25 protein-coding genes are annotated in these 25,954 nt (G+C 72.6%); 11 read left to right on the forward strand and 14 right to left on the reverse strand.

Annotation, left to right across the window (positions count from 1 at the left end; translation table 11 throughout):
* Positions 1 to 55 precede the first annotated feature (55 nt).
* On the forward strand, positions 56 to 2,149 hold the full coding sequence (locus ACZ7OH_RS18790) for a bifunctional lysylphosphatidylglycerol flippase/synthetase MprF (RefSeq protein WP_470282240.1): 2,094 nt from the start codon (positions 56 to 58) through the stop codon (positions 2,147 to 2,149).
* On the opposite strand, the gene ACZ7OH_RS18795 is transcribed toward ACZ7OH_RS18790, so the two are convergent.
* The 3 genes from ACZ7OH_RS18795 to ACZ7OH_RS18805 are packed head-to-tail and all read right to left on the reverse strand — an operon-like array spanning position 2,127 to position 5,447.
* On the reverse strand, positions 2,127 to 2,804 hold the full coding sequence (locus ACZ7OH_RS18795) for a hypothetical protein (protein WP_470281923.1): 678 nt from the start codon (positions 2,802 to 2,804) through the stop codon (positions 2,127 to 2,129). The two genes, ACZ7OH_RS18790 and ACZ7OH_RS18795, sit on opposite strands and share 23 nt — an antisense overlap.
* A 28-nt stretch (positions 2,805 to 2,832) precedes the next feature.
* Positions 2,833 to 3,699, reverse strand: a complete 867-nt coding sequence (locus tag ACZ7OH_RS18800) for a DUF8017 domain-containing protein (RefSeq protein WP_470281924.1) — start codon at positions 3,697 to 3,699, stop codon at positions 2,833 to 2,835.
* Positions 3,699 to 5,447: a proline--tRNA ligase gene (locus tag ACZ7OH_RS18805; RefSeq protein WP_470281925.1), complete on the reverse strand. Its 1,749-nt coding sequence runs from the start codon at positions 5,445 to 5,447 to the stop codon at positions 3,699 to 3,701. The genes ACZ7OH_RS18800 and ACZ7OH_RS18805 overlap by 1 nt, the downstream gene beginning before the upstream one ends.
* Before the next feature lie 123 nt (positions 5,448 to 5,570).
* On the opposite strand from ACZ7OH_RS18805, the gene ACZ7OH_RS18810 reads away from it, so the two are divergent.
* The 3 genes from ACZ7OH_RS18810 to ACZ7OH_RS18820 all read left to right on the forward strand — a co-directional run bounded on the left by ACZ7OH_RS18810 (position 5,571) and on the right by ACZ7OH_RS18820 (position 9,006).
* Positions 5,571 to 5,915, forward strand: a complete 345-nt coding sequence (locus tag ACZ7OH_RS18810) for a VOC family protein (protein ID WP_470281926.1) — start codon at positions 5,571 to 5,573, stop codon at positions 5,913 to 5,915.
* Positions 5,916 to 6,093: 178 nt separating this feature from the next.
* Complete coding sequence (locus tag ACZ7OH_RS18815; protein ID WP_470281927.1) at positions 6,094 to 8,094, forward strand: MFS transporter; 2,001 nt, start codon at positions 6,094 to 6,096, stop codon at positions 8,092 to 8,094.
* 9 nt (positions 8,095 to 8,103) lie between these two features.
* Entirely contained in the window at positions 8,104 to 9,006 is a 903-nt protein-coding gene (locus tag ACZ7OH_RS18820) for a 2-hydroxyacid dehydrogenase (protein ID WP_470281928.1), read from the forward strand.
* Here the strand turns inward: ACZ7OH_RS18820 and ACZ7OH_RS18825 are convergent.
* From ACZ7OH_RS18825 to ACZ7OH_RS18835, 3 genes are read right to left on the reverse strand one after another with little or no spacing between them, the layout of a single operon-like run.
* The gene (locus ACZ7OH_RS18825; RefSeq protein ID WP_470281929.1) at positions 8,987 to 9,157 is read right to left on the reverse strand and encodes a DUF397 domain-containing protein; all 171 of its coding nucleotides are present in this window, start codon (positions 9,155 to 9,157) and stop codon (positions 8,987 to 8,989) included. The genes ACZ7OH_RS18820 and ACZ7OH_RS18825 overlap by 20 nt on opposite strands.
* A 15-nt stretch (positions 9,158 to 9,172) precedes the next feature.
* Complete coding sequence (locus ACZ7OH_RS18830) at positions 9,173 to 10,006, reverse strand: helix-turn-helix domain-containing protein (protein ID WP_470281930.1); 834 nt, start codon at positions 10,004 to 10,006, stop codon at positions 9,173 to 9,175.
* A gap of 55 nt (positions 10,007 to 10,061) precedes the next feature.
* On the reverse strand, positions 10,062 to 11,015 hold the full coding sequence (locus ACZ7OH_RS18835; RefSeq protein WP_470281931.1) for a GNAT family N-acetyltransferase: 954 nt from the start codon (positions 11,013 to 11,015) through the stop codon (positions 10,062 to 10,064).
* Positions 11,016 to 11,070: 55 nt separating this feature from the next.
* Between ACZ7OH_RS18835 and yaaA the strand changes: the two genes are divergently transcribed.
* Positions 11,071 to 11,817 (forward strand): peroxide stress protein YaaA, encoded by a 747-nt coding sequence (yaaA, locus tag ACZ7OH_RS18840; protein ID WP_470281932.1) that lies wholly within the window; start codon positions 11,071 to 11,073, stop codon positions 11,815 to 11,817.
* A 33-nt stretch (positions 11,818 to 11,850) separates the two neighbouring features.
* Here the strand turns inward: yaaA and ACZ7OH_RS18845 are convergent, their stop codons facing one another.
* Positions 11,851 to 12,921, reverse strand: coding sequence for an NAD(P)/FAD-dependent oxidoreductase (locus ACZ7OH_RS18845; protein WP_470281933.1), 1,071 nt, complete (start codon positions 12,919 to 12,921; stop codon positions 11,851 to 11,853).
* A gap of 84 nt (positions 12,922 to 13,005) precedes the next feature.
* Between ACZ7OH_RS18845 and ACZ7OH_RS18850 the strand changes: the two genes are divergently transcribed.
* On the forward strand, positions 13,006 to 13,560 hold the full coding sequence (locus tag ACZ7OH_RS18850) for a suppressor of fused domain protein (RefSeq protein ID WP_470281934.1): 555 nt from the start codon (positions 13,006 to 13,008) through the stop codon (positions 13,558 to 13,560).
* On the opposite strand, the gene ACZ7OH_RS18855 is transcribed toward ACZ7OH_RS18850, so the two are convergent.
* Positions 13,530 to 14,396 carry a LysR family transcriptional regulator gene (locus tag ACZ7OH_RS18855; protein WP_400903879.1) on the reverse strand — a complete coding sequence of 289 codons (867 nt, stop codon included), beginning with the start codon at positions 14,394 to 14,396 and terminating at the stop codon, positions 13,530 to 13,532. The genes ACZ7OH_RS18850 and ACZ7OH_RS18855 overlap by 31 nt on opposite strands.
* Positions 14,396 to 14,833, reverse strand: a complete 438-nt coding sequence (locus tag ACZ7OH_RS18860) for a cytidine deaminase (protein ID WP_470281935.1) — start codon at positions 14,831 to 14,833, stop codon at positions 14,396 to 14,398. Before ACZ7OH_RS18860 ends, ACZ7OH_RS18855 begins: the two co-directional genes overlap by 1 nt.
* 99 nt (positions 14,834 to 14,932) lie before the next feature.
* Between ACZ7OH_RS18860 and ACZ7OH_RS18865 the strand changes: the two genes are divergently transcribed.
* Positions 14,933 to 15,838: an MBL fold metallo-hydrolase gene (locus ACZ7OH_RS18865; protein ID WP_470281936.1), complete on the forward strand. Its 906-nt coding sequence runs from the start codon at positions 14,933 to 14,935 to the stop codon at positions 15,836 to 15,838.
* A gap of 310 nt (positions 15,839 to 16,148) precedes the next feature.
* Here the strand turns inward: ACZ7OH_RS18865 and ACZ7OH_RS18870 are convergent, their stop codons facing one another.
* On the reverse strand, positions 16,149 to 17,681 hold the full coding sequence (locus tag ACZ7OH_RS18870) for a phytoene desaturase family protein (protein ID WP_470281937.1): 1,533 nt from the start codon (positions 17,679 to 17,681) through the stop codon (positions 16,149 to 16,151).
* A gap of 272 nt (positions 17,682 to 17,953) precedes the next feature.
* On the opposite strand from ACZ7OH_RS18870, the gene ACZ7OH_RS18875 reads away from it, so the two are divergent.
* The 3 genes from ACZ7OH_RS18875 (at position 17,954) to ACZ7OH_RS18885 (ending at position 22,105) form a co-directional block, all read left to right on the forward strand.
* Positions 17,954 to 18,910 carry a serine protein kinase RIO gene (locus ACZ7OH_RS18875; protein WP_470281938.1) on the forward strand — a complete coding sequence of 319 codons (957 nt, stop codon included), beginning with the start codon at positions 17,954 to 17,956 and terminating at the stop codon, positions 18,908 to 18,910.
* A 328-nt stretch (positions 18,911 to 19,238) separates the two neighbouring features.
* On the forward strand, positions 19,239 to 20,834 hold the full coding sequence (locus ACZ7OH_RS18880) for a DEAD/DEAH box helicase (RefSeq protein ID WP_470281939.1): 1,596 nt from the start codon (positions 19,239 to 19,241) through the stop codon (positions 20,832 to 20,834).
* Positions 20,835 to 20,929: 95 nt separating this feature from the next.
* Positions 20,930 to 22,105, forward strand: a complete 1,176-nt coding sequence (locus ACZ7OH_RS18885) for an 8-amino-7-oxononanoate synthase (RefSeq protein ID WP_400903867.1) — start codon at positions 20,930 to 20,932, stop codon at positions 22,103 to 22,105.
* On the opposite strand, the gene ACZ7OH_RS18890 is transcribed toward ACZ7OH_RS18885, so the two are convergent.
* The 4 genes from ACZ7OH_RS18890 to ACZ7OH_RS18905 form a co-directional block, all read right to left on the reverse strand.
* A complete protein-coding gene (locus ACZ7OH_RS18890) occupies positions 22,102 to 22,941 on the reverse strand; it encodes an NmrA family NAD(P)-binding protein (protein ID WP_470281940.1) in 840 nt (279 codons plus the stop codon). The genes ACZ7OH_RS18885 and ACZ7OH_RS18890 overlap by 4 nt on opposite strands.
* On the reverse strand, positions 22,938 to 23,504 hold the full coding sequence (locus tag ACZ7OH_RS18895) for a TetR-like C-terminal domain-containing protein (RefSeq protein ID WP_470281941.1): 567 nt from the start codon (positions 23,502 to 23,504) through the stop codon (positions 22,938 to 22,940). Before ACZ7OH_RS18895 ends, ACZ7OH_RS18890 begins: the two co-directional genes overlap by 4 nt.
* 76 nt (positions 23,505 to 23,580) lie before the next feature.
* A complete protein-coding gene (locus tag ACZ7OH_RS18900) occupies positions 23,581 to 24,015 on the reverse strand; it encodes a GNAT family N-acetyltransferase (protein WP_470281942.1) in 435 nt (144 codons plus the stop codon).
* 18 nt (positions 24,016 to 24,033) lie between these two features.
* Positions 24,034 to 24,849, reverse strand: a complete 816-nt coding sequence (locus ACZ7OH_RS18905) for a S1 family peptidase (RefSeq protein ID WP_470281943.1) — start codon at positions 24,847 to 24,849, stop codon at positions 24,034 to 24,036.
* 166 nt (positions 24,850 to 25,015) lie between these two features.
* Between ACZ7OH_RS18905 and ACZ7OH_RS18910 the strand changes: the two genes are divergently transcribed.
* Positions 25,016 to 25,891, forward strand: a complete 876-nt coding sequence (locus ACZ7OH_RS18910; protein WP_470281944.1) for a M15 family metallopeptidase — start codon at positions 25,016 to 25,018, stop codon at positions 25,889 to 25,891.
* The last annotated feature ends 63 nt before the right edge of the window (positions 25,892 to 25,954 follow it).

Raw genomic sequence — 25,954 nt, forward strand, 5'->3', positions numbered from 1 at the left:
GTAGGGGCGGCCACTCGCCATGCTGTCCCGCATGACTGAAGCAGCGTCGGCGGCCATGACCGCCGGAGGGGGACGCATCCGGGGCGCGGCCGCGGTGCTCAGACAGCGTCTGCCGTTCACGAGCACCGTCGTGCTCGCCATGCTCGTGCTGGCCGTCGCGACCGGGGCGTTGTGGAACGCCGCCGAAGACCGCGCGGCCTACCCGTTCATCGCCTACGGGCTGCCGTCGCTGGAGGCGGGCCGGTGGTGGACGATGCTGACCGGGCCGTTCTTCGCTGTCATCCCGTGGTTCTACCTCCCGATGGTCGGCAGCTTCGCGCTCTTCGCGGGCTTCGCCGAGTGGCAGCTGGGGACGCGGCGCGCGATGGCGGTGACCATCGGCGGCCAGTTCGCCTCGGTGCTCGTCGCGACGCAGTTCCTCGCGCTGTGCCGCAATTCCGGCTGGCTGTGGGCCGAGCGCATGGCGGGCAGCCTCGACGTCGGGTTCTCCGGCGGCGCGCTCGCCGCGGTCGCGGTCGCCAGCGCGACGCTGCGGCCGCCGTGGGCGCTGCGGTTGCGGGCCGGGCTCTGCGTGTACGCCGGGGTCGCGATCATCTACGTCGGCACGCTGGCCGACCTCGTCCACTTCTTCGCGCTGCTGCTGGCGATCCCGCTCGGCAACCGGCTCGTCGGCTCGCGACGGGTGCCGTCGGCGGGGCCGAACCCGCGGGAGTGGCGGCTGCTGACGGTCGCCGGCCTGCTGCTGCTCACCATCGCCGAAATCGTCATGTTCCTGGTGCCCGGCGACGGCCCGTTCGGTTCCGACGAAGGGGTTTCGCTGTCGGCGCCGGAGCTGGCGGTGCTCGTGCTGGTCGTGGTGCCGATGCTCAACGGGCTGCGCAAGGGCGGCCGCGTCGCGTGGCGCTGGGCGGTCGCGCTGTCGGTGTTCGTGACCCTGCAGGGTCTCGCCGCCGCCACGGTCTACGGGCTGGCCCAGGTCTTCGGGTCGGACTACGACACCACGGGCCTGCCGCTGTTCTTCGTGGACAATCTCTTGTGGACGGTCGAGCTCGGCGTCCTGATCGCCGCGCAGCACGCGTTCCGCGTCCCGTCCCGGCGCCGGCTGCGGCGCCACGCGCAGGGTCCCGGCCCGGCGCTGACCCGGACCCTGCTCGACCGGCACGGCGGCAGCACGCTGTCGTGGATGACGACCTGGCCGCGCAACACGTACTTCGTCCGCGAGGACGGGCGTTCGTACCTCGCCTACCGCAAGCACGCGGGCGTCGCGGTCGCGCTCGGCGACCCGATCGCGCCGGACGGCACGGCGGCGGCCACCGTCACCGAGTTCGCCTCGATGTGCGAGAACACCGGCCTGGTGCCGTGCGTGTTCTCCGCGACGGAGGAGACGGTCGCGGCGACGCGCGAGCTGGGCTGGCAGCACGTCCAGGTCGCCGAGGACAACGTGCTCGACCTGGAGAACCTGGAGTTCCGCGGCAAGGCGTGGCAGGACGTCCGGTCGGCGCTGAACAAGGCCGCCAAGCAGGACATCGAGTTCCGGCTGGTCCGCTTGGCCGACCAGCCCGAGCCGATCCTCGCCCAGGTCCGCGCGCTGTCGGAGGAGTGGATGTCGGAGAAGGCCATGCCGGAGATGGGCTTTACCCTCGGCGGCCTCGACGAGGCGATGGACCCGGCGACGCGGGTCGGCCTGGCGGTGGACGCGGAGGGCACGGTCCACGGCGTGACGTCGTGGCTGCCGGTGTACACGGGCGCGGGCCGGGTCGGCGGCTGGACGCTGGACGTCATGCGCCGCAGCGCCCACGGTTTCCGGCCGGTGATGGAGTTCCTGATCGCGTCGGCGTGCGTGGCGTTCCGCTCGGAAGGCGCCCGGTTCGCGTCGCTGTCCGGTGCGCCCCTGGCGCGCAGCGCTTCTCCGGCGTGCCCGCTGGACCGGGCGCTGGAGTCGCTGGGCCGGGTCATGGAGCCGTACTACGGGTTCCGTTCGCTGCACGCGTTCAAGGCGAAGTTCCAGCCGCGGCGGGTGCCGCTGTACCTGGCCTACCGCGACGAAGCCGACCTGCCGCGGATCGGGCTGGCGCTGAGCCGGGCGTACCTGCCGGACGTCCGGCTGCGGGAGCTGGCGAAGCTGGTCAGTAGCTCTCGGGCACGCTGATCCGCTGCGGGAACCGGATCTTCCGGCGACTGACGACGTCCTGGTCCTTCTCGATCAGCCTGCCGTCGGTCAGCCGGAGCCAGTGGCCGTTGCGCGAATCGGTGAAGGCGAGCATCACGCCGGGCGTCATGTCCGGGCGCTGCCACCCTTCGCGGACCGGCATCCGCCACTTCCCGGGCGGGAGGATGGCGTAGAGGTACTCGTCGTCTTCGATGACCGGTCCCCGGTGCAGCGTGGACCCGGTCATCGGCAGGTGCCGCACGAGGTCGAACGAGACGACGACGTGGTTGACCGCCTCGGCGTTCGCGTTGGAGACGATCATGTGCACGGCACCGCCGCCGGTGGTTTCGATCCACGCGGTGACTTTGGCGGCCTGCTCCTGCCGCTCCCGCCGATCCCGCTGGAGCCGGTCCGCCTGCAGCCGCCGGTTGTCCCGGATGGCGATCCACAGCGCCACGACGACGGCCCCGATCGTGCCGACGCCGCCCACCCACTGCCCACCGGCGGCCCACCAGTTCGGATCCCGCGGTCGCACGAGCCAGATCCACGCTTTCGCCAGCAGGGGCCCGAAAAGGAGCAGGAACCCGCCGACGGCCAGCACCCCGAACGCGCCGGTCCGGATCCGGGCCAGCCGTCTGTCCGCAGCACCGGTCATGGCACCACAGCCTGCCGAAGTCCGGCGGTCAGCGGTAGGTGGTCGGCGGCGGGGTGGTCGTCCCGCGGTCGGCCGCCGGCACGAACCGGTAGCTCTCCACGATCTTGACGAGGTCCTCGCGGATCTTCGGTCCGGAACGGTCGCTGTCCGCGTACGCCACCACCACGCCCGACGCGCCGGAGCCGGTCCCGAAGCCCATCGCCACCACCAAAGCGTGCTTCGCCGCGCACTCGCCCGTTGCCGACGGCACCACTTCGGCGACCACCACCCGCGCCGGGGCCTTGGTTCCGTCGGCCTTCGTGAGCTGGGCTTCCGTTCCCGGCCCAACCTGCGAAGTCCCGCCGAAGGCACCAGCCGCCAAGTCCGTTGCGGCCTTGCGCGCTGCCGCCTCGGGGTCGGGCAGGGGTTCCGTCGTGACGCCCGCGCCGCCCAGATTGTCCTTGCCGCAGAAGTTCTCGCCCAGGAACGCGCTCGTGATCAGCCGGATCGACGGCTCGTCCCAGCCGTGCAGCGTGCCCGGCTTGGGGGTCCACGCCGGCGGCACGTCGTAGGCGTACGAGCCGTCGCGAGCCGCCACCGACTGCCAGCCGCTCGTCAAAGCGGGCACAGTCACCCGCGGCGAAGGCGTCACGACCAGCGGCGCGGGTGGTGGCGTCGACGACGCCGGACGCGGCTTGCCGGCGCCCAGCGCGTTCAGCACCCCCGCGACCAACGCGATGAACACCAGCCCGAACCACGGCGCCCGGCGCCACTTCAGCGGCTTCGCGGCCGGGCGGATCCGTTTCGGCCGTGCGCGCGGCGCGTCCGCGGGTTCATAACCGCCGAACCCGCGGAGCGCCGCGTTGTCCTCGTACCCCGGCGTCTCGTCTTCGGGACGCCGGGAAAACTGGACCATCAGGAACGGACGAGTTTGACCAGGTGCTCGACGATGGCGTCGACCGCGATCTCCTCGCGCTCGCCCGACCGCCGGTCCTTGACCTCGACGACGCCGTTGGCCAGGCCGCGCCCGACCACCAGGATCGTCGGGACGCCGACCAGCTCGGCGTCGGCGAACTTGACGCCCGGCGTGGCCTTGCGGTCGTCGAGGATGACCTCGATGCCCGCCGCGTCCAGCTCGGCGGCGATCTTCTCGGCGCCCGCCGCGACGGCTTCGTCCTTGCCCGCGATGACGATGTGCACGTCGAACGGCGACACCTCGCGGGGCCAGATCAGGCCGAGGTCGTCGTGGTTCTGCTCGGCGAGCACGCCGACCAGCCGCGAGACGCCGACGCCGTACGAACCCATCGTGATCCGGATCGGCTTCGAGTCCGGCCCGAGCGCGTCGAGCTCGAACGCGTCCGCGTACTTGCGGCCGAGCTGGAAGATGTGTCCGATCTCGATGCCGCGCGCGGCGACCAGGGTGCCGTGGCCGTCCGGCGACGCGTCGCCCTCGCGGACCTCGGCGGCCTCGATCGTGCCGTCCGGGGTGAAGTCGCGGCCGGCCAGCAGGTCGACGACGTGGTGGTCGACCTTGTCGGCCCCGGTGACCCAGGCGGTGCCGGGGACGACCCGCGGGTCGGCGAGGTAGCGCACGCCGTTGTCCTGCAGCGCCTTCGGGCCGATGTAGCCCTTGACCAGGAACGGGTTCTTCGCGAAGTCGGCCTCTTCGAGCAGCGCGACCTCGGCGGGCTCCAGCGACGCTTCGAGGCGCTTCATGTCCACTTCGCGGTCGCCCGGGATCGCGACGCAGACCAGCTCCCACTCCTTCGCGCCCGGCTGACGCGTCTTGAGCATGACGTTCTTCAGCGTGTCGGCCGCGGTGAACGTGCGGCCCAGGTTCGCGTTGTTGAGGAAGTCGACCAGCGTCTCGATGGTCGGCGTGCCGGGCGTGTGGTGCACCTGCGCCTCGGGGCGGCCTTCGATCGGCTGCGCGGGCGGCGCGGGCGTGACGACGGCTTCGACGTTCGCCGCGTAGCCCGAGTCCGTGCTGCGGACGTAGGTGTCTTCGCCCGTCTCCGCGACCGCGAGGAACTCCTCGGACGCCGAGCCGCCCATCGCGCCCGACGTCGCCTTCACGACGACGTACTCGAGGCCGAGGCGGTCGAACAGCTTCGTGTAGGCGGCGCGGTGGGCCTGGTAGGAGCGCTCCAGGCCCTCGTCGTCGAGGTCGAAGGAGTACGAGTCCTTCATGACGAACTCGCGGCCGCGCAGGATGCCGGCGCGGGGACGCGCTTCGTCGCGGTACTTCGTCTGGATCTGGTACAGCGTGACCGGGTAGTCGCGGTAGGAGTTGAACTCGCCCTTGACCGTGAGCGTGAAGAGCTCTTCGTGCGTCGGGCCGAGGAGGTAGTCGGCGCCCTTGCGGTCCTTCAGGCGGAACAGGCTGTCGCCGTACTCGGTCCAGCGGCCGGTCGCCTCGTAGGGCTCCTTCGGCAGCAGCGCGGGGAACTGGATCTCCTGCGCGCCGATGGCGTTCATCTCGTCGCGCACGACGTTCTCGATCCGCCGCAGCACGCGCAGGCCCAGCGGCAGCCACGAGTACCCGCCCGGGGCGACCCGGCGGACGTAGCCGGCGCGTACCAGGAGCCGGTGGCTCGGTACCTCGGCGTCCGCCGGATCCTCGCGCAAGGTGCGAAGGAACAACGACGAAGTCCTGGTGATCACTGCGGGGCTCCCTGCTCCGGGCGGGTGTGAAAGTCCCGCTCAGGGTAGTCACTCCCCCGGCCGTGACTCCAACGGGTTACTCGGCGAGCGGTTTTGTCGGTGGTGCCCGCTAGCTTCGGGGCCATGGCGATCCACCTGGGCATGATCACGATCGACTGCGCGGACCCGCGCGGTCTGGCGGAGTTCTGGACGGCGGCGCTGGGCACGGCGGTCGCCCAGGACCACGGCGGCGAGTTCGTGGTGCTCGCGCCGCCCGAGGGCGGGATGCCGCTCGGGCTGCAACGGGTCCCGGAGCGCCGTGCGGGCAAGAACCGGGTGCACCTCGACTTCGGCGGTGACGATCGCGGGGCGGAGGTGAAACGGCTGGTCGGGCTGGGTGCGAAGGAAGTGGCGGAGCATTCGGTGCCGGGGCTGGCGTGGACGGTGCTGACCGATCCGGAGGGCAACGAGTTCTGCGTCTCCGGGTGAGGCGGCTCGGGGAAAAAGGGAATCTGGAGGTGGTGTAGCTTCCGCCGGAGGGAGTCTCGGCCGTCTGGGGGAACAGTGTGGCGAAACCTCGGGAAGAACGACGGTTCGCGGGTCTTTTCGTGAGCTTCCGTCGCGGCCCGGCCCCCGGGCCACGCCCGTGACGGCAGCCGGCTTGGCGATGCCCGAACGGATCCGCCGCGTCCTGGCGATCCGTCCGTTCCGGCGGCTCTGGGGCGTCACGTTCCTGTGCAGTACCGCGGATTGGCTGGCCTTGCTCGGGGTGGCCGACCTGGTTTCCAACGCGGCCGGCAGCTATGCGGTGAAGAACTTCGCGTTCTCCGGGGTCGTCTTCAGCAACCTGCTCCCCGGCTTGTTCTTCGCCCCGCTCGGCGGTCTCCTCGCCGACCGGTTCGACCGGCGCGTGGTGATGGCGGTCGGCGACGTGCTCCGCTGTCTCCTGCTGCTTTCGGTCATCGTGGTCGACCTGCCGTGGTGGCCGTTCGCCGGCAGCTTCCTGACCAGCAGCGTGGCGATGCTGTGGATACCGGCCAAGGACGCCGCGGCGCCGAACCTGCTGCACCGCCCGGACCAGGTGGAGACCGCGAACCAGCTGGGCCTGGCGATGACGTACGGCATCTCGGTGGTCGCGGCCGGCGGGCTGTACGCCCTCACCGGCATCGGCCCTTCGCTGCGGCTGCCCGACGACCTCCTCGGCGCGAACGGTCCCGTGAAGCTCGCCATCGCCCTCGCCGCCGCGCTGTACCTGGCCAGTGCCGTGGTCATCGCCCGCCGGATCCCGGAGCTGTCCGGACCGGCCGGACCGCGTCGGGCGGCGGCGCCCGACGAGCGGGGTTCGGGCGGTTTCCTGACCATGCTGCGCGACGCCGGCCGGTTCATCCGGACGACGCCCCTGGTCCGCGGCCTGCTCGTCGGCGCGGTCGGCGCGTTCGCCGCGGGTGGGGCGGTCGTCGGTTCGGCCCAGTCGTACGCCAAGAGCGTGCTGGCCGGGCAAGCGGGCTTCGGGCTGCTGTTCGCCGCCGTCTTCGTCGGCCTCGGCCTGGGCATCGTCTTCGCGCCCAAGCTGGCCGCCCGCCTCGCCCACGAACGGTTCTTCGGCATCTCGATCATGCTGGCCGGGGTCGCCCTCGTCCTGGTCGCGCTGTCCCCGCACCTCGCCGTCTCGATCGTCGCCGTCCTGCTCGTCGGCGCGTGCGCGGGCGCCACGTTCCTCACCGGCGTGACGGTCATCGGTTCCCGGATCGACGACGACGTCCGGGGCCGGGTCAACGCGATCTACCAGGCGCTGCTGAAGATAGTCCTCGGCTGCACAGTCGCCATCGTCCCCCTCCTGGTGGCGCTGACCGACTCGCGCACGATCTCCGTTTTCGGCGACGAGCAGCAGGTCGACGGGACCAGGCCGGTCCTGCTCGGCGCCGCACTCCTGGCCTTCCTGTCCGGGCTGCTCGCCTACCGCCGGATGAACGCCCACCGGCCGGTCCGCCTCCTCGGCGACCTGCGCGCCATCGCGCGGCGGTACCCGCGGCGCAAGACCGGGTTCGTCGTCACGGTGGAGGGCAGTTCCTCGGCCGACACGGCCGTGCACGCGGCCGCGCTCGCCGGCTGGCTCAGCCGGGCCGGCGTCCGCACGGTCGTCTTCGCCCCGGATCCCGGCGAGGACGACCCCCGGTTCCGGGCGCTGGTCTCCGGCGCGGCCCTGACCTCCGCGCGGGCCCGGGTCCTCGCGGCGGCCGCGGTCCGGGCCGACAGCGTCCACCGCGACATCCTCCCGGCGCTCGAAGGCGGTGCCGTCGTGGTCGTCGAGCGCTTGATCGACTCACCGGTGGACCGGCTGACCGAGTCCGCCGGGTTCGGCGCGGACGACCTGGCGGAAGTGGCCGACTGGGCGGCCGGCCGGCTCCGTCCGGACTTCGCCGTCCTCCTCGACAACAGCGCGCGAAGCAATGTCCCGGCGGCCGAAGCGTGGCCCGCGCGGATCCAGGAGATCATCGGCGGCCTGTCGGGCGCGACGCGCTGCGTTCTCGTCGAGGCCGCCGACCGGACGAGCAGCCAGGACCAGATCCGCGCCGCGGTCGCCGAAGCACTGTCCCGGTCGTCGCGCGAATGGGCCGACCGCCTGCGCCGAACCACTGAGCGGGTAGCCCCGGCCGGCGCGGAGTAGAAAGGCGGCATGAGCGCTCGCGTACTGCTGCCCTGGACCGACATCGAGGTGCCGGAGGGGGTCGAGGTCGCGTACTACGACGGCGTCTCGGCGCCGCCGGACGGCCTGGACGACGTCGAGTTCTACGTGCTGCCCTACGACCGCGGGCCCGAGCCGCCGAAGCTGATCAAGGAGCTGCCGGCGTTGCGCGTGGTGCAATCGCTGTCGGCCGGGGTCGAGGCGATCGTGCCGTTGCTGCCCGACGGCGTCCGGCTGGCCAACGGGCGCGGCCTGCACGACCTGAGCGTCGCGGAGCACGCGCTCGCGCTGATCCACGCGGCGCAGCGGGACCTGCCGCGGTGGTTCGCGCAGCAGACGCGCGGCGAGTGGACGCGCGAGCACACGCGCTCGCTGGCCGACAGCCGGGTGCTCCTGGTCGGGTACGGCTCGATCGGGCAGGCCATCGAACGCCAGCTCGTCGCGGCGGAGGCCGTGGTGACGCGGGTGGCGAGCCGCGCGCGTCCTGGCGAAGGCGTCCACGGCGTCGACGAGCTGACCCGCCTGCTGCCGGACGCCGACATCGTGGTGCTGGTCCTCCCGGACACCCCCGCGACGCGCGGCCTGTTCGACGCGAAGGCACTCGCGGCGCTGCCCGACGACGCGCTGGTGGTGAACGTCGGCCGCGGCACGGCCATCGACACGGACGCTCTCCTGGCCGAGACCCGGTCCGGACGCTTGCGCGCGGGCCTGGACGTCGTCGATCCGGAGCCACTGCCCGCCGACCATCCACTGTGGACGGTGCCGGGCGTGGTCATCACCCCGCACATCGCCGGTGGGTCGGCGTCGTTCTACCCGCGCGCGAAGAAGCTGGCGGCGGAGCAGGTGCGGCGGTACGTGGCGGGTGAGGAGCTGCTCAACCTCGTAGCGCGGTGAGGACGGCGGTCCACGCGGCGGGGGTGACGGTCAGTTGCCCCTGCTCGCGCGCCTTCGTGTCCCGGATGCCGATCGCGCGGTCGAGCTTCACCTCGACACAGTCCGATTGGCCACCGCTGTAGCTGGCCTTACGCCAAACCGTGTCGCTCACGCCGGGCCTCCCGGGTTATCGCGCGACCTCCCGGAGCAAGTCTCGGGTGTCGCCTTCACTCAATGCCTTGCCAGCGAGGATCTTAGCCTGTTTCCGGTACCTGCCGACGACATCATCCTCGTGGAGGAACGCGGTGGCGTGCGAGTTCTCCAGGTGCACGATCGGCGGCAAACCGGCGAACTCGTACAAGATGAACGAGCCGATCAGCCCGGGGTGATAACCGATGTTGGCAGGCACAATCCGCAGCGAAACGTTCGGCAGTGCCATCATCGCCAGCAGGTGATCGACCTGGTCCGACATGATGTCGGCGCTGCCGATCCCCTCACGGATCGCGACCTCGCCGACCAGTGCGGCGAACCGAACCGGATCGGTCCTCGTGAGAATGCGCTGCCGCTTCAGCCGCGCGATGAGCATCGCGTCGGCCTGTTCGAGGCCGATCTCCGAACTACTCAGAATCGCGCGAGCGTAGTCGGCGGTCTGCAGGAGTCCCGGCACGATCGCGTGGTACCAGTTCGAGATGTGGGTGGCGGTGCGCTCGTACTCGACGATGCCGCTCAGCGCGGGCGGCAAATCGGACGGGTTGGAATCGAGCCAGTTGTCGTCCTTGGCGCGTCTGGCCAGGCGCATCATGCGGTCGTACGTCGCGTCGTCGACTTGGAGGGCGCCCAGCAACCGGGCCACGTCCTCCGGGGACGCCACCCGCTGCCCCTTTTCCCACGCCGACAGCAACTGCGGGAGAATCCGCACCATCCGGGCCAGTTCGCGCAGTCCTTTACCCCGGGCCGTGCGCAATTCCCGCAGCGACGCGGCCAATGCTCTCGCACCCGGGGAAGCTGAAGTCGGCTTCATAGGGCGATGGTACGAACGCCGTCCATTCCCCGATCGGCGGTGGGGCGTCCCGGAATCAGGACAGCACGTATACGTGCCATTCGTCGTCGACGCGGAATCCGCACCGTTCGTAAACGCCCAGGGCACGGTGCGCGTTGTCGACGTCGACGTTCAGCGCCGACCGGTCGAATCCCGCCGCCTTCGCCGCCAAGAGCGTGTGGCCCAGCAGCCCCGACGCCACGCCGCGGCCGCGCAGCACCTCGCGCGTTCCCACCCAGGTGGCGTAGTGCTCGCGGACGCCCGTCGCCGCGGCTTCGGACTCGTAGAAGTGGCTCAGCACGAACGCCAGGACCTTGTCGTCGTCGAGGACGAGGAACGACAGGTCCGGGCGGAAGTCCTTGGACCCGGTGACCAGGTGGTGCCAGGCGTCCGGGCCGTAGACGGTGCTGCCCCAGTGGCCGGCGAAGGCGTCGTTGCGGGCGTCGAGGGCCGCGAGGTCGTGCTGGAAGTCGAACGGCTCCGCCGTGATGCCCTCCGGGAGCGGCGGCTGCGGCGGCAGGTCGGCGAGGCCGACGCGCATGTTGACCATCGTCCGCTGGTGCGCGAATCCCGCGGCGGCGAGGACGCCGGCGATCCACCGCTCGTTCTGGTGCTGGCCGTGGTGCAGCTCCATCGGCGCGCCCGGGAAGGCGCGCTCGTGGACGTCGCGGCTCGTGCGCGTCAACCACTCGACCAGGTGAGCGCCGACGGCGTCGGTCCGGTACTCCGGATGCACGACCGACTGCAGCCGGATCATGTGCACCGGGTTCGCGGCGTCGCGGCGGCGGATCAGGCCGTAGCCGGCGAGGGTGTCGCCCGCCCAGGCGCCGATGGTGGCGCGGGGCAGGTCGACGTTGGGCGCGACCAGCTCGTCGCGGAGGTCTTCGTCGCCGAAGTGGTCACCCGTCCGGTCGATCTCCTCGGCGGCGGCGTACAGGCGGGTGAGCGCGGGGACGTCGTCGAGGGTCAGCGGGCGCCAGGTCAGGTCCATGCCCGGAGGCTAGGCCGGACGGCGGCGCCCCCGCATCCCGATTTACGCTCGACAAGTGCTGGTGCTCCTCCCCCCATCCGAGACCAAGGCCGACGGCGGCCGCGGCGGCCCGCTCGACCTCGGCGCGCTGTCGTTCCCCGAGCTGAACCCGGCGCGCGCGAAGCTCGCCGACGCGCTCACCGAACTGGCCGGCGACGTCCCGGCGAGCATCGCGGCCCTGGGCATCACCGAGCGCCAGGCCGGCGAGGTGACGCGCAACGCGGAGCTGTGGACGTCACCGACGATGCCGGCGCTGCGCCGCTACACGGGAGTCCTGTACGACGCGCTCGACGTGAAGAGCTTCACGAAGGCGGGCCTGGAGAAGGCGCACCGGCGCCTGGCGGTGACGTCGTCGCTGTTCGGCGTGGTGTCGGCGACCGACCCGATCCCGGCGTACCGGCTGTCGGGCGGGAACTCGCTGCCGTCGATCGGGACGATCCGCGGGCACTGGAAGCCGGTCCTCGAGCCGGTGTTGCAGCAGGTCGAGGGCCTGGTGGTGGACTTGCGGTCGGGAACGTACTCGGCGTTCGCGAAGCTGCGCCCGGACGCGGTGACGGTCCGCGTGGTGACGGAGAACGCCCGCGGCGAGCGCGTGACGGTCAGCCATTTCAACAAGGCGTACAAGGGCCGCTTGGCACGGGCGCTGGCGGAGACGCGGGCGGAACCGTCCACAGTGGACCAGCTGGTCAAGGTGATCGTGAAGGCGGGCATGACGGTCGAGCGCACCGGCGACCACGCGCTGGAGCTGGTCACGGAGGGCTGACGGCCACCGCCCGGCTTCCGCGGCGGTACTCGCTCAAAACCGCTCCGGCGAGAACGGCGTCAGGTCGAAGCCCGGGTCCTCCCCCAGCGCGATCGCCGCCACCAGCTTTCCGGCGAAGGGCGCGTTCGTCAGCCCGCCCGGGCCGAAGCCCGTCGACACCGCCAGGCCCGGCCGGATCCGGCCCAAGATCGGCAACCCGTCCGGCGTGCCCGGGCGGAAGCCGACCCGGGTTTCCGCCAACGTCGCGTTCGCCAGGCCCGGTGCCACCGTCAGCGCGTTGTCCAGCACCTCGCGCTGGCCCGCCGCCGTCACGCGGTAGTCGAAGCCCGACTCCGCCTCGCGTGTCGCACCCGCGACCACGCGGCCGCCCGGGAACGCCAGCAAGTAGTGGCTCGTGCGGGGCAGCACCACCGGCCACGCCGCCGTCTCCGTGCCCGGCAGGTCGAAGTGGCTGATCTGGCCTCGGTGCGGCGTCACCGGCAGGTCGATCCCCAGCGGCGCCAGCAGTTCGCGGCTCCACGCGCCCGCCGCGACCACCACGCTGTCCGCCTCAAGCGGGCCGTCCGGGCTCGCGACCGTGCCGTCGGCGCGGAACGCCACTTCCCCTTCGACGAACTTCGCGCCCCGGCGTTCGGCGTCGAGCAGCAGGGCGCGGCGCAGCTGGTGACCGTCGACGCGGCCCGCGCCGGTCAGGTGCACCGCGCCCAGCCCGGGCGCCAGCGCCGGGAACAGCTCGCGCGCCTGGGCCGGGTCGAGCCGGCTGACCTCGCCGGCCTCGGGCGCGTCCGCCGCCCGCGCTGCCAGCCGCTCGTGCGCCTCGGCCAGCTCGGCGTCGTCGGCCGAGACGACCATCCCGCCGACGACCTCGAACGACGAATCCGCCAGCTCCGCCGTGAATTCGCGGTAGTACCGGCCGGCCGCCGACGCGAGCGGGTACAGCGCGTCGTCCCAGCGCGAAGTCCAGGGGCTGACGATCCCGGCGCCGGCTTCGGTGGCCGTCCCCGGGCGGGCCGCGTCCGCCACGACCACCTCCGCGCCCCGGCCCGCCAGGTGCCACGCCGTTGCCGCGCCGCCGATTCCGCTTCCGATCACGAGCACTCGCATGTCCCCCACCCTGCCCGAAAGTGCCGCGCCCGGGCCAACGGCCTTCCCCCGCCCCGCGCGGCGCCCGGTCGTATGCTGCGCGCCATGCCGAGCCGTGCCGAGCGGTATGTCGCCCATCTCGACACCCTGACCGGGGACGTCGAGCCCCGGCTGCAGCCGATCCCGTCGACCCACGCCGGGCTCGACGACGTCATCGCGTTCGTCTTCGCCGACGAACCCGAGCCGAGGTACATGACCGGCGCGACGTACGGCCTCTCGCTCGCCGACCACGCCGAGTGGCACGGCGTGCGACCGGAGCTGTGGATCAGCGTCCGGTCCGACGACCCGGTGTGGGCGCTGGCCATCGGCTACCTCGCCGAGCAGCTGCGGGGCACGTGCCCGTTCGTCTACGGCGACACCATCGACTTCGGCCAGCCGATCGCCCCGGAGTCCGCGATGACGGCGTTCGCCGTGTCGGCGCCCGCGGGCCTCGACGCGCACCAGTACACGCTGATCGACATCGGCGGCCCGCCGATCAGCATCGCCGGCTGCTACCCGGTGCACGACACCGAGCGCAAGTACATCCGCGAGCACGGCATCGACGCGTTCTGGCAGCTGGACTGGGACCTCTACGACGTCCGCCGGCCGCCCGTCGTCTGATACGCGGCCGTCGCGAGCTCGGCGAACGAGCGGACCAGCGGGCCGGCGTCCCGCCAGGCGACGACCACCGGGTTCGGCGCCAGGTCGGTGAGCGGCACGACCGTCAGGTCGCCCGGCGGCCGGTGGCCGAGCGGCATCAGGCCGACGGTCCCGTTCCACAGCACCGCCTGCAGGCACTCCTGAACGCCGCGCACCACCGGGCCGTCACGCGGTTCGCCGCCGTGCCAGTAGGCCTGCCAGACCGGGTCGGTGCCGTCCGGGAACCGGAACCACCGCCGGTCGGCCAGGTCCGCGAGCCGCAGGTGGTCCCGGCGGGCCAGCGGGTCGTCGGCGCGCAGGACCGCGCCGACCGGGTCTTCGCGCAGCCGGTGCACGGTCAGGCCGGCGTCGTCGAACGGCCCGCGGGTCAGCGCGACGTCGACGAGCCCGGCGCGCAGCCCGCACGTCGGGTCGGTCAGGTCCGTGTCGCGGACGCGGACCTCGACGCCGGGGTGCCGCCGCCGGTAGGCGTCGGCCAGCCGCGTCGCGTCCGGGTCCGCGCTGTCGGCGAGGATGCCGACGGTGATCGCCGCGGCCCCGGCCGCCGACGCCACGCGCACGCGCGCCTGGTCGGCCTGCTCGAGCAGGGCGCGCGCCTCGTCGAGCAACGCCGCGCCGGCGGGCGTGAGCGCGACGCCCGCGGCCGAGCGCACCAGCAGGACGGCGCCGACGTCGGCCTCCAGCTGCTTGACCGCGCGGCTCAGCGGCGGCTGGCTCATGTGCAGCCGCGCGGCGGCCCGGCCGAAGTGGAGTTCTTCGGCGACGGCCACGAAGTACCGCAGCGTGCGCAGCTCCATCAGCGCTCGGCTTCGTACGGCCAGACGTCGTCGGGGAAGACGCGCGCGAACCAGTGCGGCTGGACGTCCCGCAGCCGCAGGGCCCGCCACCGGCGCGGGTCCGCGGGCTCGGGGACGGCGACCTCGACGTCCGGGCCGTGGGCGAAGAGCCGTTCCTGGCAGACTCCGCAGGGCGCCAGGACCCAGTAGCCGCGGTCCTCGTCGGCCGCGGTCACGCAGACCGAGCCCGTCACGCGGCGGCCGAGCTTGAACGCCTCGCAGATCGCGCCGGTCTCGTGGCACAGGCTGACGGCCTGGTTCGGGAACTCCGGCGCGGTGCTCGTCAGCACGGTGCCGTCGTCGAGGCGCAGTGCCGCCGCCCCGGACCACGCCGTGCCGCCGAAGCGGTCCCGCGCCAGCGCGATCGCCGCGTCCACCAGTTCCTGATCGACTGCCATGCGCCGACAGTAGCGCCGACCGGCGACGATGTTCTCCTGGTATCGCCTCCTCGCAATCGGTCTTGGACAGCTCCTCTCGTTCGGCGGTGGAATCGGGTCATGACCGACCTGACCGATCCCGCGGTGCGGGTGGCCGACGCCGTCGAACTCGCGCCGGACCTGCTGGTGATTCCCAACCACGGCGTCGACCTCGTGCCCAACATCGGCGTCGTGGGCGGCACGGAGGCCGTCCTCGTCGTCGACACGGGCCTCGGCCCCGCGAACGCCGCGGAAGTGCTCGCGTTCGCGACGTCGGTGGCCGCGGGCCGCCGCCTGTTCCTGACGACGACCCACTTCCACCCCGAGCACGCGTACGGCGCGCAGGTGTTCGCCGGCGCGGCGACCTACGTGGTCAACCGCGCCCAGGCGGCCGACCTCGCCACGAAGGGCGCGGGCTACCTCGAGATGTTCCGCGGCCTCGACCCGGTGGTGGCCGCCCGGCTGGAGGACGTCCGGGTGCCCGCGCCCGACTCCGTGTACGAGGGCACGCGGGACCTCGACCTCGGCGGCCGGACCGTCCGGCTGCGGCCGACGGGCCGGGGCCACACCCCCGGCGACCAGGTCGTCGAGGTCCCGGACGCCGGCGTGCTGTTCACCGGCGACCTGGCCGAGACGGGGCAGTTCGCGATCCTCCCGTGGTTCCCGCCGCACGACACGGACGTGACGGGTGTCGGGTGGATTTCGGTCCTGGACCGGCTGGTTTCGGCCGGACCGCGGACGGTGGTGCCCGGACACGGAGAGGTCGGTGGGGTGGCGGTGCTCACCGACGTCCGTGCCTACCTGCGCGAGCTACGGGACGAGACCTGGCACCGGCTCGAGTCGGGGGTCGGGGTGGATTCGGTCGTCGCGGAGGTGCGTTCGGTGCTCGTCGAACGCCATCCGGAGTGGGCCGGGCGCGAGTGGATCGAGCCGGGGGTGGGGTGCTTGTGCGCCGAGCACGACGCGCAGGCAGCCGCCCGGGGGTGATCGCGGGCCGCGGGGCGGGTTCGCCACCCGGGGGTGGTTCGCCACCGGCGGTAGGTCCGCCCGCCCGGGGGCGGGTTCGCCACCGGCGGCGGGTTCGCCCGCCCGGGCGTGGGTTTACCCGCCCGGGGGCGGCTTCACCGCCGGCGTGGGTTCGCCACCGACGGTGGGTCCGCCGCCGGGCGTGGGGTCGCCCACCCCAGGGGCTGCCGGGGGGGGCGGGCTCACCGCCAGCGTGGGTTCGCCACCGGGGAAGGATTCGCCGCCTCCCGGGGTCGCCGCCGCCGCTTGGACTTGCCCTCCAGACCGCTTCTCACTCCGCGTCCAGAACCGCCATCGCCGCGTTGTGGCCGGGGATGCCGCTGACACCACCTCCCCGTACCGCTCCCGCGCCGCACAGCAGGACTCGCTCGTGCGCTGTCTCGACGCCCCACTTCCCTTGCTGCGCCGGGTCTTCCGCGTACGGCCATGCCAAGTCGCGGTGGAAGATGTGCCCCGCCGGCAGCCCCAGCTCGGCCTCCAGGTCGAGCGGGGTCTTCGCCTCCACGCACGGCTTGCCGTCCGGGCTTACGAGCAGGCAGTCCTCGATCGGCTCGGCCAGGACGCTGTTCAGCGAAGCCAGCGTCGCGCGCAACGCCGCTTCGCGCGCCTCTTCGTTGCGGCCCTCGAAGAGGCGTGCGGGCATGTGCAAGCCGAACAACGTCAGCGTCTGCGCTCCGGCCGCGCGTTCCGCCGGGCCGAGGATCGACGGGTCCGTCAGCGAATGGCAGTAGATCTCGCACGGCGGGAGCGTGGGGATCTGGCCCGCCGCCGCCTCGCGGTAGGCCGTCTCCAGCTGGGAGAAGGTCTCGTTGACGTGGAACGTGCCGCCGAACGCCTCGGCCGGGTCGACGTGCGGGTCGCGCAGCTTCGGCAGCCGGGACAGCACCATGTTCACCTTCAGCTGCGCGCCCTCCGGCCGGTCCGGGGGCTCCTCGCCCAGCAGCCGCGCGAGCGTCGCCGGGGCGACGTTCGCCAGAACGTGCCCACCCCGCACCTCGTGCTCGGCGTCGTCGCGGCGGTAGCGCACCTCGCCGTCCGGGTCGACGGACAGCACTTCCGCTCCCGTCACGAGACGCGCTCCCGCGGCCGCCGCCACCGTCGCCAGTGAGCCGGTGACCGCGCCCATGCCGCCGACCGGGACGTCCCAGTCGCCGGTGCCGTTGCCGATCACGTGGTAGAGCAGGCACCGGTTCTGCCGCAGGTCCTCGTCGCCCGCCGGGGCGAACGTGCCGATCAGCGCGTCGGTGAGCACGACGCCGCGGACCGTGTCGTCGCCGAACCACGACGTCAGCGTCTCGCCGATCGGCCGCTCGAACAACGCCGACCACGCTTCGGCGTCACCCACCCGCGCCCGGAAGTCCACTTCGGACAGCAGTGGCTCGGTGAGGGTGCCGAAGACGCGCTCGGCCACGCCTTCGGTCAGTTCGTAGAAGCGCCGCCACGCCGTGTAGACCGATGTGGACCCCGTGACCGCGCGGAACGACGCCGCAGTCCGGCCGTCGTCGCCCGTGTCGACAAGGAGACCCGAGTCGCCGGTCGGCGTGTAGGACGACATCCGGCGCCGCAGCAGCCGGACGTCGAGCCCGAGGTCGGCCACGATCTTCTTCGGCAGCAAGCTGACCAGGTAGGAATAGCGTGATAGCCGGACATCCACGCCGTCGAAAGCGCGGAACGACACGGCGGCGCCACCGGTCTCCCCGCGCCGTTCGAGCACGAGCACCGACCGGCCCGCCCGCGCCAGGTACGCGGCAGCCACCAGCCCGTTGTGCCCGCCGCCGACGACCACGACGTCGTAGGTATCCATCCGCCCCTCCTCGGGTGTTGCCTGCCCGTTCATCGTGGCCACCGCGGCGGACGGAATTCAAGGAAACGTCGCGAACGGTCCTTTCGCGCTATTCGGTTGCGCGGAGCGTGACCGAACCGGCAGGCTGAAGCGCAACCGGCAGGGAGCCGGGGCGAAGAGCGGGGAGGTGCCGTCGTGATGGATGTCCGGGCCCTTACGCGCCCTCGCCCACCCGCCCCCCGGAGCTGACCACGCGCCCGGTGGGGCATCCCTGACCAAGGAGAACCCCACCAGTGCGCACGCACGACTTCGAAGACTTCGACGACCAACCCACCCGACGCCGCCAGGCGCGATCGCGCCGCCAAGGGCGGTTCGAGGAACCCGAGCCCACCCGCAGCGGCCGGCTCACCGAAGGCGAACGCGTCCGGCTCGCCAAGCTGCGCGACGACGCCTACACCGAAAACCAGCTCCCGGACGGCGCCGACCGCTGGTCCACCTGGGACGACGCCGAACACGGCCCGCTGCCCCGGCCGGAGTGGGTCGTGACCGAGCTCGCCGCGGTCGACACCGACCTCGGCGTCCTCAAGACCGGCAAGGAGGCCGACGTCCACCTGCTGCGCCGCGGCCTGCCCGGCACCCCCGGCACGCTGCTCGCCGCGAAGCGCTACCGCAGCGACGAACACAAGCTCTTCCACCGCGACGCGGGCTACCTCGAAGGACGGCGGATGCGCCGGTCCCGAGAGATGCGCGCGATCGAGCACCGCACCGCGTTCGGCCGCAACCTCATCGCCGAACAGTGGGCCGTCGCGGAGTTCGCCGCGTTGAGTCGCTTGTGGACGCTCGGCGCGCCCGTGCCGTACCCGGTGCAGCGCAACGGCACCGAACTGCTGCTGGAGTTCCTCGGCGAAGACGACGGGACGGCCGCGCCGCGGCTGGCCCAGGTGCGCCCGGACCCGGACGAGCTGAAGGACCTGTGGTTCCAGGCCACGGCGGCGCTGGAGCTGCTCGCCACCGAGGGGCTCGCGCACGGCGACCTCTCGGCGTACAACCTGCTGGTGCACCGCGGCCGGCTGGTCGTGATCGACCTGCCCCAGGTCGTCGACGTCGTCGCCAACCCCGGCGGCGCCGAGTTCCTCGCCCGGGACGTGCGCAACCTCGCCGGCTGGTTCCACGGCCGCGGCCTCGGCGAGCACGTCACGAACACCGACGGCCTGCTCGCGGACCTCGTTTCCGCGGCCGGGCTCGGGTAGCGGGGGCGGCGGCGTCGCGACTGTGGTGTGGAACACGTCTGCGACGCCGCCCACAACCGGTTACCTCCATGCGGAGGACCAGCTCCCCTTCAGGTACAGTGAACACAGACCGCAACCGGCGGCGTGGATATAGTTGGTGTCCGTCGCCTCCAAAGCCACCGAATGGCTCGCGGTGATCCGTAACCCCCAAGCGGCGCGCAGTGTCGGAAAAGCGCAAGACACAGTGTGCCGGGTCCGTCCCTGTGAACGCCCACTGCACACCATCTTGCCCTGCCTGCGCGCGGGGAGCCCGGGCCTCCTTGTGACGAACCATGTCCGAGAGGCATTTGTGACCGTCACGTTCAACTCCGGCCCTTCCTCGACGTCCGCGCGCGCGGACCGTCCCGACCGCAAGCCGCGCACCCGCCCGGCCGGTGGGGACATGCTGCGCGACGACGCCGTCGAGCTCGTGGCCACCAAGACCTTCGCCGAGCTGGGCCTGCCGGAGCAGCTGCTCCGCGCGCTCGCCGACGCGGGCATCACCACCCCGTTCCCGATCCAGTCCGCGACCATCCCGGACGCCCTGAGCGGCCGCGACGTACTGGGCCGCGCCCAGACCGGCTCCGGCAAGACGCTCGCCTTCGGCCTGGCCATGCTGGCCCGGCTCAACGGCGGCAAGGCCCGTCCGAAGCGCCCCCGCGCGCTGATCCTGGTCCCGACCCGCGAGCTGGCCATGCAGGTCGCCGACTCGCTGACCCCGCTGGCCAAGTCGCTCGGCCTGTGGTGCCGCACGGCCGTCGGCGGCATGGCCTTCGCCCGCCAGGCGGACGCGCTCTCCCGTGGCGTCGACCTGCTGATCGCCACCCCGGGCCGGCTGTCGGACCACGTCCGGCAGGGCACCGCGCACCTGGGCGACTGCAACTTCATCGCCCTCGATGAGGCCGACCAGATGGCGGACATGGGCTTCATGCCGCAGGTCCGCGAGATCCTCGACCTGACCCCGCCGGGTGGGCAGCGCCTGCTGTTCTCGGCGACGCTCGACGGTGACGTCAACCGCCTGGTCCGGCAGTACCTGACCGACCCGGTGACGCACTCGGTCGCGCCGTCGACCGCGAGCGTCACGACCATGGACCACCACGTGCTCCAGGTCTCGCACCAGGACAAGCAGGACGTCATCACGCAGATCGGCGCCCGCGAGGGCCGCACGATCATGTTCGTGCGGACCAAGCACCACGTCGACCGCCTCGCGGAGCGCCTGCGCGAGCAGGGCGTCAACGCGGCGGCGCTGCACGGCGGCAAGACGCAGGGGCAGCGCAACCGTGTCCTCGCCGACTTCAAGGAAGGCCACACCCCGGTGCTGGTCGCCACGGACGTCGCGGCCCGCGGCATCCACGTCGACGACATCTCGCTGGTGCTGCACGTCGACCCGGCGGCCGACCACAAGGACTACCTGCACCGCGCCGGCCGCACGGCCCGCGCCGGGGCGTCCGGCGTGGTCGTCACGGTGGCGACGCACGACCAGCGCCGGATGGTCCGCCGGCTGACCGACCGCGCCGGCGTGCGCGCGGAGTCGACGACGGTCCGCCCGGGCGACCCGGAGCTGTCCCGCATCACCGGCGCCCGCGAGCCCAGCGGCGAGCCGGTCGTCGAGCGGCGGCGCGAAAGCCCGCGTCGCGGCGGCGGCGGTGGCTTCCGCGGTGACCGCGGAAGCTTCGGCGGCTCGAACCGTGGCGGCGAGCGCGGCGGCTACAGCCGTGGCGGCGAGCGCAGCTACGGCGACCGTGACCGTGGTGGCGAGCGCGGCGGCGACCGCGGCAGCTACGGCCAGGGATCCCGCGAAGGCCGTTCCGGCGGCTTCGCCGGCCGCGGCCGGCAGCCCCGCTCGGGCAACGGCGGTGGCTACGGCCGCCCGAGCCGTGGCCCGCGTCGCGGCTACGACAGCTGATTCCCCCTGGAAGCCCCGGACTCCGGTCCGGGGCTTCCGGCGTTTCCGGGCCCTGGTTCACGGCCAAGCGAAGGGCGAATGGGAGACTGCGGGACGTGACTACGCCGCCGACGCCCCCGCCCGATGAGGTTTTCGACTGGCTCGACGTCGAAGCGGAGAAGCGGGCGAACGCGGGGCTCGTGCGGCAGCTGCGGCCGCGTCCCGCGCAGGCGGACGAGCTCGACCTGGCCGGCAACGACTACCTCGGGCTGGCCCGCGACAAGCGCGTCGCCGGAGCCGCCGCGGCCGCCGCGCTGCGCTGGGGCGCCGGGTCGACCGGGTCCCGGCTGGTCACCGGGTCGACCGAGCTGCACACCGAGCTCGAGCTGGAGCTCGCCCGGTTCTGCGGCGCGCAGGCGGCACTCGTGTTCTCCTCCGGCTTCGCCGCGAACCTCGGCGCGGTGACCGCGCTGTCCGGGTCAGAATCGGCGATCGTCACGGACAAGTACATCCACGCTTCCTTGATCGAAGGCTGCCGGCTGTCACGCGCCGACGTCGCCGCGGTCGCGCACTCGACGCCGTCGGCGATCAAGCACGCGCTGTCGACCCGGCGGAAGCCGCGGGCGCTGGTGGTTACAGACTCGGTGTTCTCGGTCGACGGCGACCTCGCCCCGCTCGGCGAGCTGGCCGGGATCTGCCGCGAGCACGGCGCGGCGCTGCTCGTGGACGACGCGCACGGCTTCGGCGTCCTCGGCGAAGGCGGGCGGGGCGCCGTCCACGCGGCCGGGCTGTCCGGCGCGCCCGACGTCGTCACGACGTTGACGCTGTCGAAGTCGCTCGGCGCCCAGGGCGGGGCCGTCGTCGGGCCGCGGCGGGTGATCAAGCACCTCGTGGACACCGCGCGCAGCTTCATCTTCGACACCGCGCTGGCGCCCGCGAGCGCCGCGGCCGCGCTGGCCGCGTTGCACGCGCTCAAGGAAGAGCCGGGGATGGCCGAGAAGGTCGTCGAGAACGCCGGCAACCTGGCGATGTCGCTGAAGGCGGCCGGGCTGAAGGCGAGCCTGCCGGACGCGGCCGTGATCTCGGTGCAGGCGCCGTCCGCGGAGACGGCGGTCGCGTGGGCGGCGGCGTGCGCGGAGCACGGGATCCGGGTCGGGTGCTTCCGGCCGCCGTCGGTGCCGGACGGGATTTCGCGGCTGCGCCTGACCGCGCGGGCCGACCTCACCGAGGCCGACGTGGACCGCGCGGTGAAGGTGATCACGGCGACCGCGCCGCGGGGCGCGACGGTCTAAGCCAGCGCTTCCGCCACCGGCAGCGGCTCGCGTCCGAGGAGTTCGCCCAGGCGGGGACCGGTTTCCGCGAAGTCGCCCCGCCGCCCGGCGGTGAACAACGTCAGCAGCAGGCGGGCCATGGCCTCGGGCGTGCCGGCCGCGATCCGGTCGGCGACCCACTGCTCGTCGCCGACGACCACGCGTTTGACCTCGCGACCGGTGCGGTCGGAGGCGATCGCGGCGAGGTCGTCGAAGGTGACGGCGGTGGGCGCGGTGAGGGTGACGGGACCGTCCACGACGTGTCCGGCGAGGATCACCGCGGCCGCCTCGGCGACGTCCGCCCGGTGGGTCCACGAAACCGGGCCGTCTTCGGGCGCGGCGATCTCGCCGGTCTCCCGCCACGGACCGAGCAGCCAGCCGAGGCTGTGGGCGTAGAAGCCGTTGCGCAACGACGTCCAGGCGACCCCGGAACCCGCGAGGATCTCCTCGGTGGCCGCGTGGTCGCGAGCCGGGAAGAACGCGCTGCCGGGGCGCACGTTCTGGTGGCTGGTGTAGAGGATCCGCCGGACGCCCGCGGCGACGGCGGCTTCGATCGCGGCGCGGTGCAGGGCGACGCCGTCGGCGGCCGGGTCGTTGGACGACACCAGCAGCACTTGGTCCGCGCCTTCGAAGGAGGCGCGCAGAGCTGCGGGGTCTTCGTAGGAGCCGGGCCGCACCCGTACGCCGCGATCGGCGAACGACTGCGCCTTCGCGACGTCACGCACGCTCACGCCGATCTCTTCGGCCGGGACGCGGGTGAGCAAGTGCTCGACAGTGGCGCCGTTCAGGGCGCCGGTCGCGCCGGTGATCACGATCATCGCGGGGGTTCCTCTTTCAGCAGTGGCAGCAGGATGTCGTCGACGAGGTGCTCGACGAAGGGCTCGTCGCACGGCTCTCCGGCGACGACCAGCCGGTGGACGAGCATCGCCGGGACGATCTCGTTGAATAGCGCGGCGCCTCGCGCGTCGAGGAGCCCGTCTTTGCGCGGCCGCCGGGTCATCGCGGCCTGGTCGCGGTGCAGGATCCGCCGCATCGCCGCGGCGAGGTCCGGATCGCCGCGCATCCCGGCGAAGAGCGCGCCGAGGAGGCCGACTTCCTGCTCGGCGATGTCCCGCGCGAGCCAGTTCGCCGTCTCCAGAAGCGCGCCGCGCAGGTCGCCGGCCGAGGGATCGGGCGGGGTGCCGCCCGCGCGGTCGTCGACGGCCGCGGCGACCAGCGCGGCCTTGCCGGGGTAGCGGCGGTAGATCGTCGCCTTTCCCACTCCAGCCGCCGCCGCGACGGCTTCGATCGACAACCGGTCGTAGCCGACGTCGATCAGCAGCTTCAGCGTCGCGTCGAAGATGACGACGTCACGACCGGCGTCCCGTGGTCGTCCCGGCACGGCCTCTCCCCTCGATACGAAACGGTACCGTCTCGTATCGAGAGTAGGCCTGATTCCGGATCCTGTCGAGGAGGCGTCAGGACGGCAGGCGGCGCATGCGGATGTGCGGGATCCCGTCGTCGTCGGTGTACTCCGCGCCTTCCGCAACGAAGCCGTAGCGCGCGTAGAAGCCCTGGACGTACGTCTGGGCGTCCAGGACGTACTCGCCGGGAACGGTGAGGGCCGCGTCCATCAGCTGGGCCGCGAGGCCCTGGCCGCGGGCCGACGCCGCCGTCACCACGCGGCCGATGCGGCGGACGCCGTCCGGGTCGAGCAGGACCCGCAGGTAGGACGTGACGCCGTCGGCGTCCGCGAACCACAGGTGGCGGGTGTCCGGCCGGAGGTCACGGCCGTCGAGCTCCGGGTAGGCGGCTTTCTGCTCCACCACAAAGACGTCCACGCGCAGGCGGAGGATGTCGTGGAGCTGGGCGGCGGTCAGTTCGGGCCCGGTCGCGTCGTGCAGGGTCGGCATGTCCCCTGCTTAGCACGGTCAGCCGAAGATGCGGGGCTTGGCCTGGGCTTCGATGTCGGCCGTGTACGCCGAAACGCGCGTGTAGACACCCGGCTTGCCGGCCTTGCCGCAGCCGTCGCCGAAGGACACGATCCCGATCAGCGTGTCACCCACGACGAGCGGGCCGCCGGAGTCGCCCTGGCACGCGTCGATACCGCCCTGTTCGTACCCCGCGCAGACCATGGTCTTCTGGTCGTACACGGAGTAGTCGGAGCGGCAGGCGCTGTCCGAGACCACCGGGACCTGGGCGCTGCGCAGGTAGTCGGACCGGTCGCCGCCGTCGGCGACGCGGCCCCAGCCGAGCACCGTCGCCTGGGTGCCTTCGCGGTAGGCAGCCGCGTCACTGCTCTGGGGCAGCTGCGCGGGCCGGTAACCGAGCTGGCCGCGGACGGTCAGCACCGCGATGTCGTCACCCTGCGTCGGATCGCTGTAGCCCTTGCCGATCCAGACCTTCGAGACGGTCAGGACGTCACCCTCGTCCGTGCGCTTGTCCTCGCGACCCGCCACCACGCGGACGTCCTGCTTCGCGACCGCCTTGGCGCAGTGCGCCGCCGTCGCGACCGCGGTCGAACTGACGATCACCGCGCCGCAGAACTGGTTGCCGCCGGCGTCGGTCAGGTAGACCGCGTACGGGTGGTCCGAGAGCGAAGCCTTGTCGCCGCCCACGATCCGCGGCTGGTTGGCCGAAGCCGGGTCCGCGGACGCCGTGCCGACCACCACCGGGACGGCCACCGCGGCGACCGCGAGAAGCGCGCCGCTCGCGAGCAGCAGGGATCGGCGGGACTTCACGGACATGGGACTTTCCCCTCTTCGGAGCACGACAAGACAGAGCACTCGGCACCCGGATGACTCCGGTGCGTGAACAACGTGCGCTCAATACCCTAATCCGAGGGGGCCCAAAACGGTGTCACTGGAACGGGTGGACTCCGCGCGCACCGGCCGTCTCTGCCAAGCTGACCGGATGCGACGGAGAGCGGCGGCGGCACTCGGGGCGGTCCTGGCCCTGACCACGGCCGCGTGCTCGGCGGAAGTGCCCTCGACGCCGCACCCTGTGCCCCCTTCGACCACGGTGGCGGCCACTCCGGCGCCGGCCCCGGCGAGGGTCACGACGGCGCCGGCGGGGGCACCGGCCGCGCCCGTCGTCACCTGGCAGGTGGGTGCCCACCCGCTCCCCCTCCGCGCCGACGGCTTCGGCGAGATCGAGCCGACGCCACCCGAACTGGTGAACCGGGCACTTCCGACAAAAGACGTCCTTCCGCCCCCGGCCGGCGACCGGTACGCGGCCACGATCAGCGCCGTGCCCGCCGACGTCCTCGCGCGCAGCACCTGGCAGGCCGCCTGCCCGGTGCAGGCGGGTGACCTGCGCTACCTGACGATGTCGTTCTGGGGGTTCGACGGCCGCGCGCACACCGGCGAGATGCTGGTCAACGCGCAGGGCGCCGCCGGGATCACCAAGGTCTTCGGGCAGCTGTTCGCGGCGCACTTCCCGCTCGAAGAGATGCGCGTGACCAGTCCCGCCGAGCTGACCGCGCCGCCGACCGGCGACGGCAACAGCACCAGCGCGTTCGTCTGCCGCCCGGCCCGCGGCCAGACGACCTGGTCGGCGCACGCGTACGGGCTCGCGGTGGACGTCAACCCGTTCTGCAACCCCTACACCCAGGGCGCTCTCGTGCTCCCCGAGCTGGCCTCGGCCTACCTCGACCGCGCGAACCACCGTCCGGGCATGGTGCTGGCCGGCGACGCGACCGTGCGCGCGTTCGCCGCGATCGGGTGGAGCTGGGGTGGCGCCTGGACGACCCCGAAGGACCGGATGCACTTCACGGCGACCGGCCACTGACCACGTAATACGACGTTAAGCACAAGTGGGAACACGCGGTTCGCGGAGACGGTTGGCTAGGGT

This window comes from Amycolatopsis sp. NPDC114478 (genome assembly GCF_055633805.1).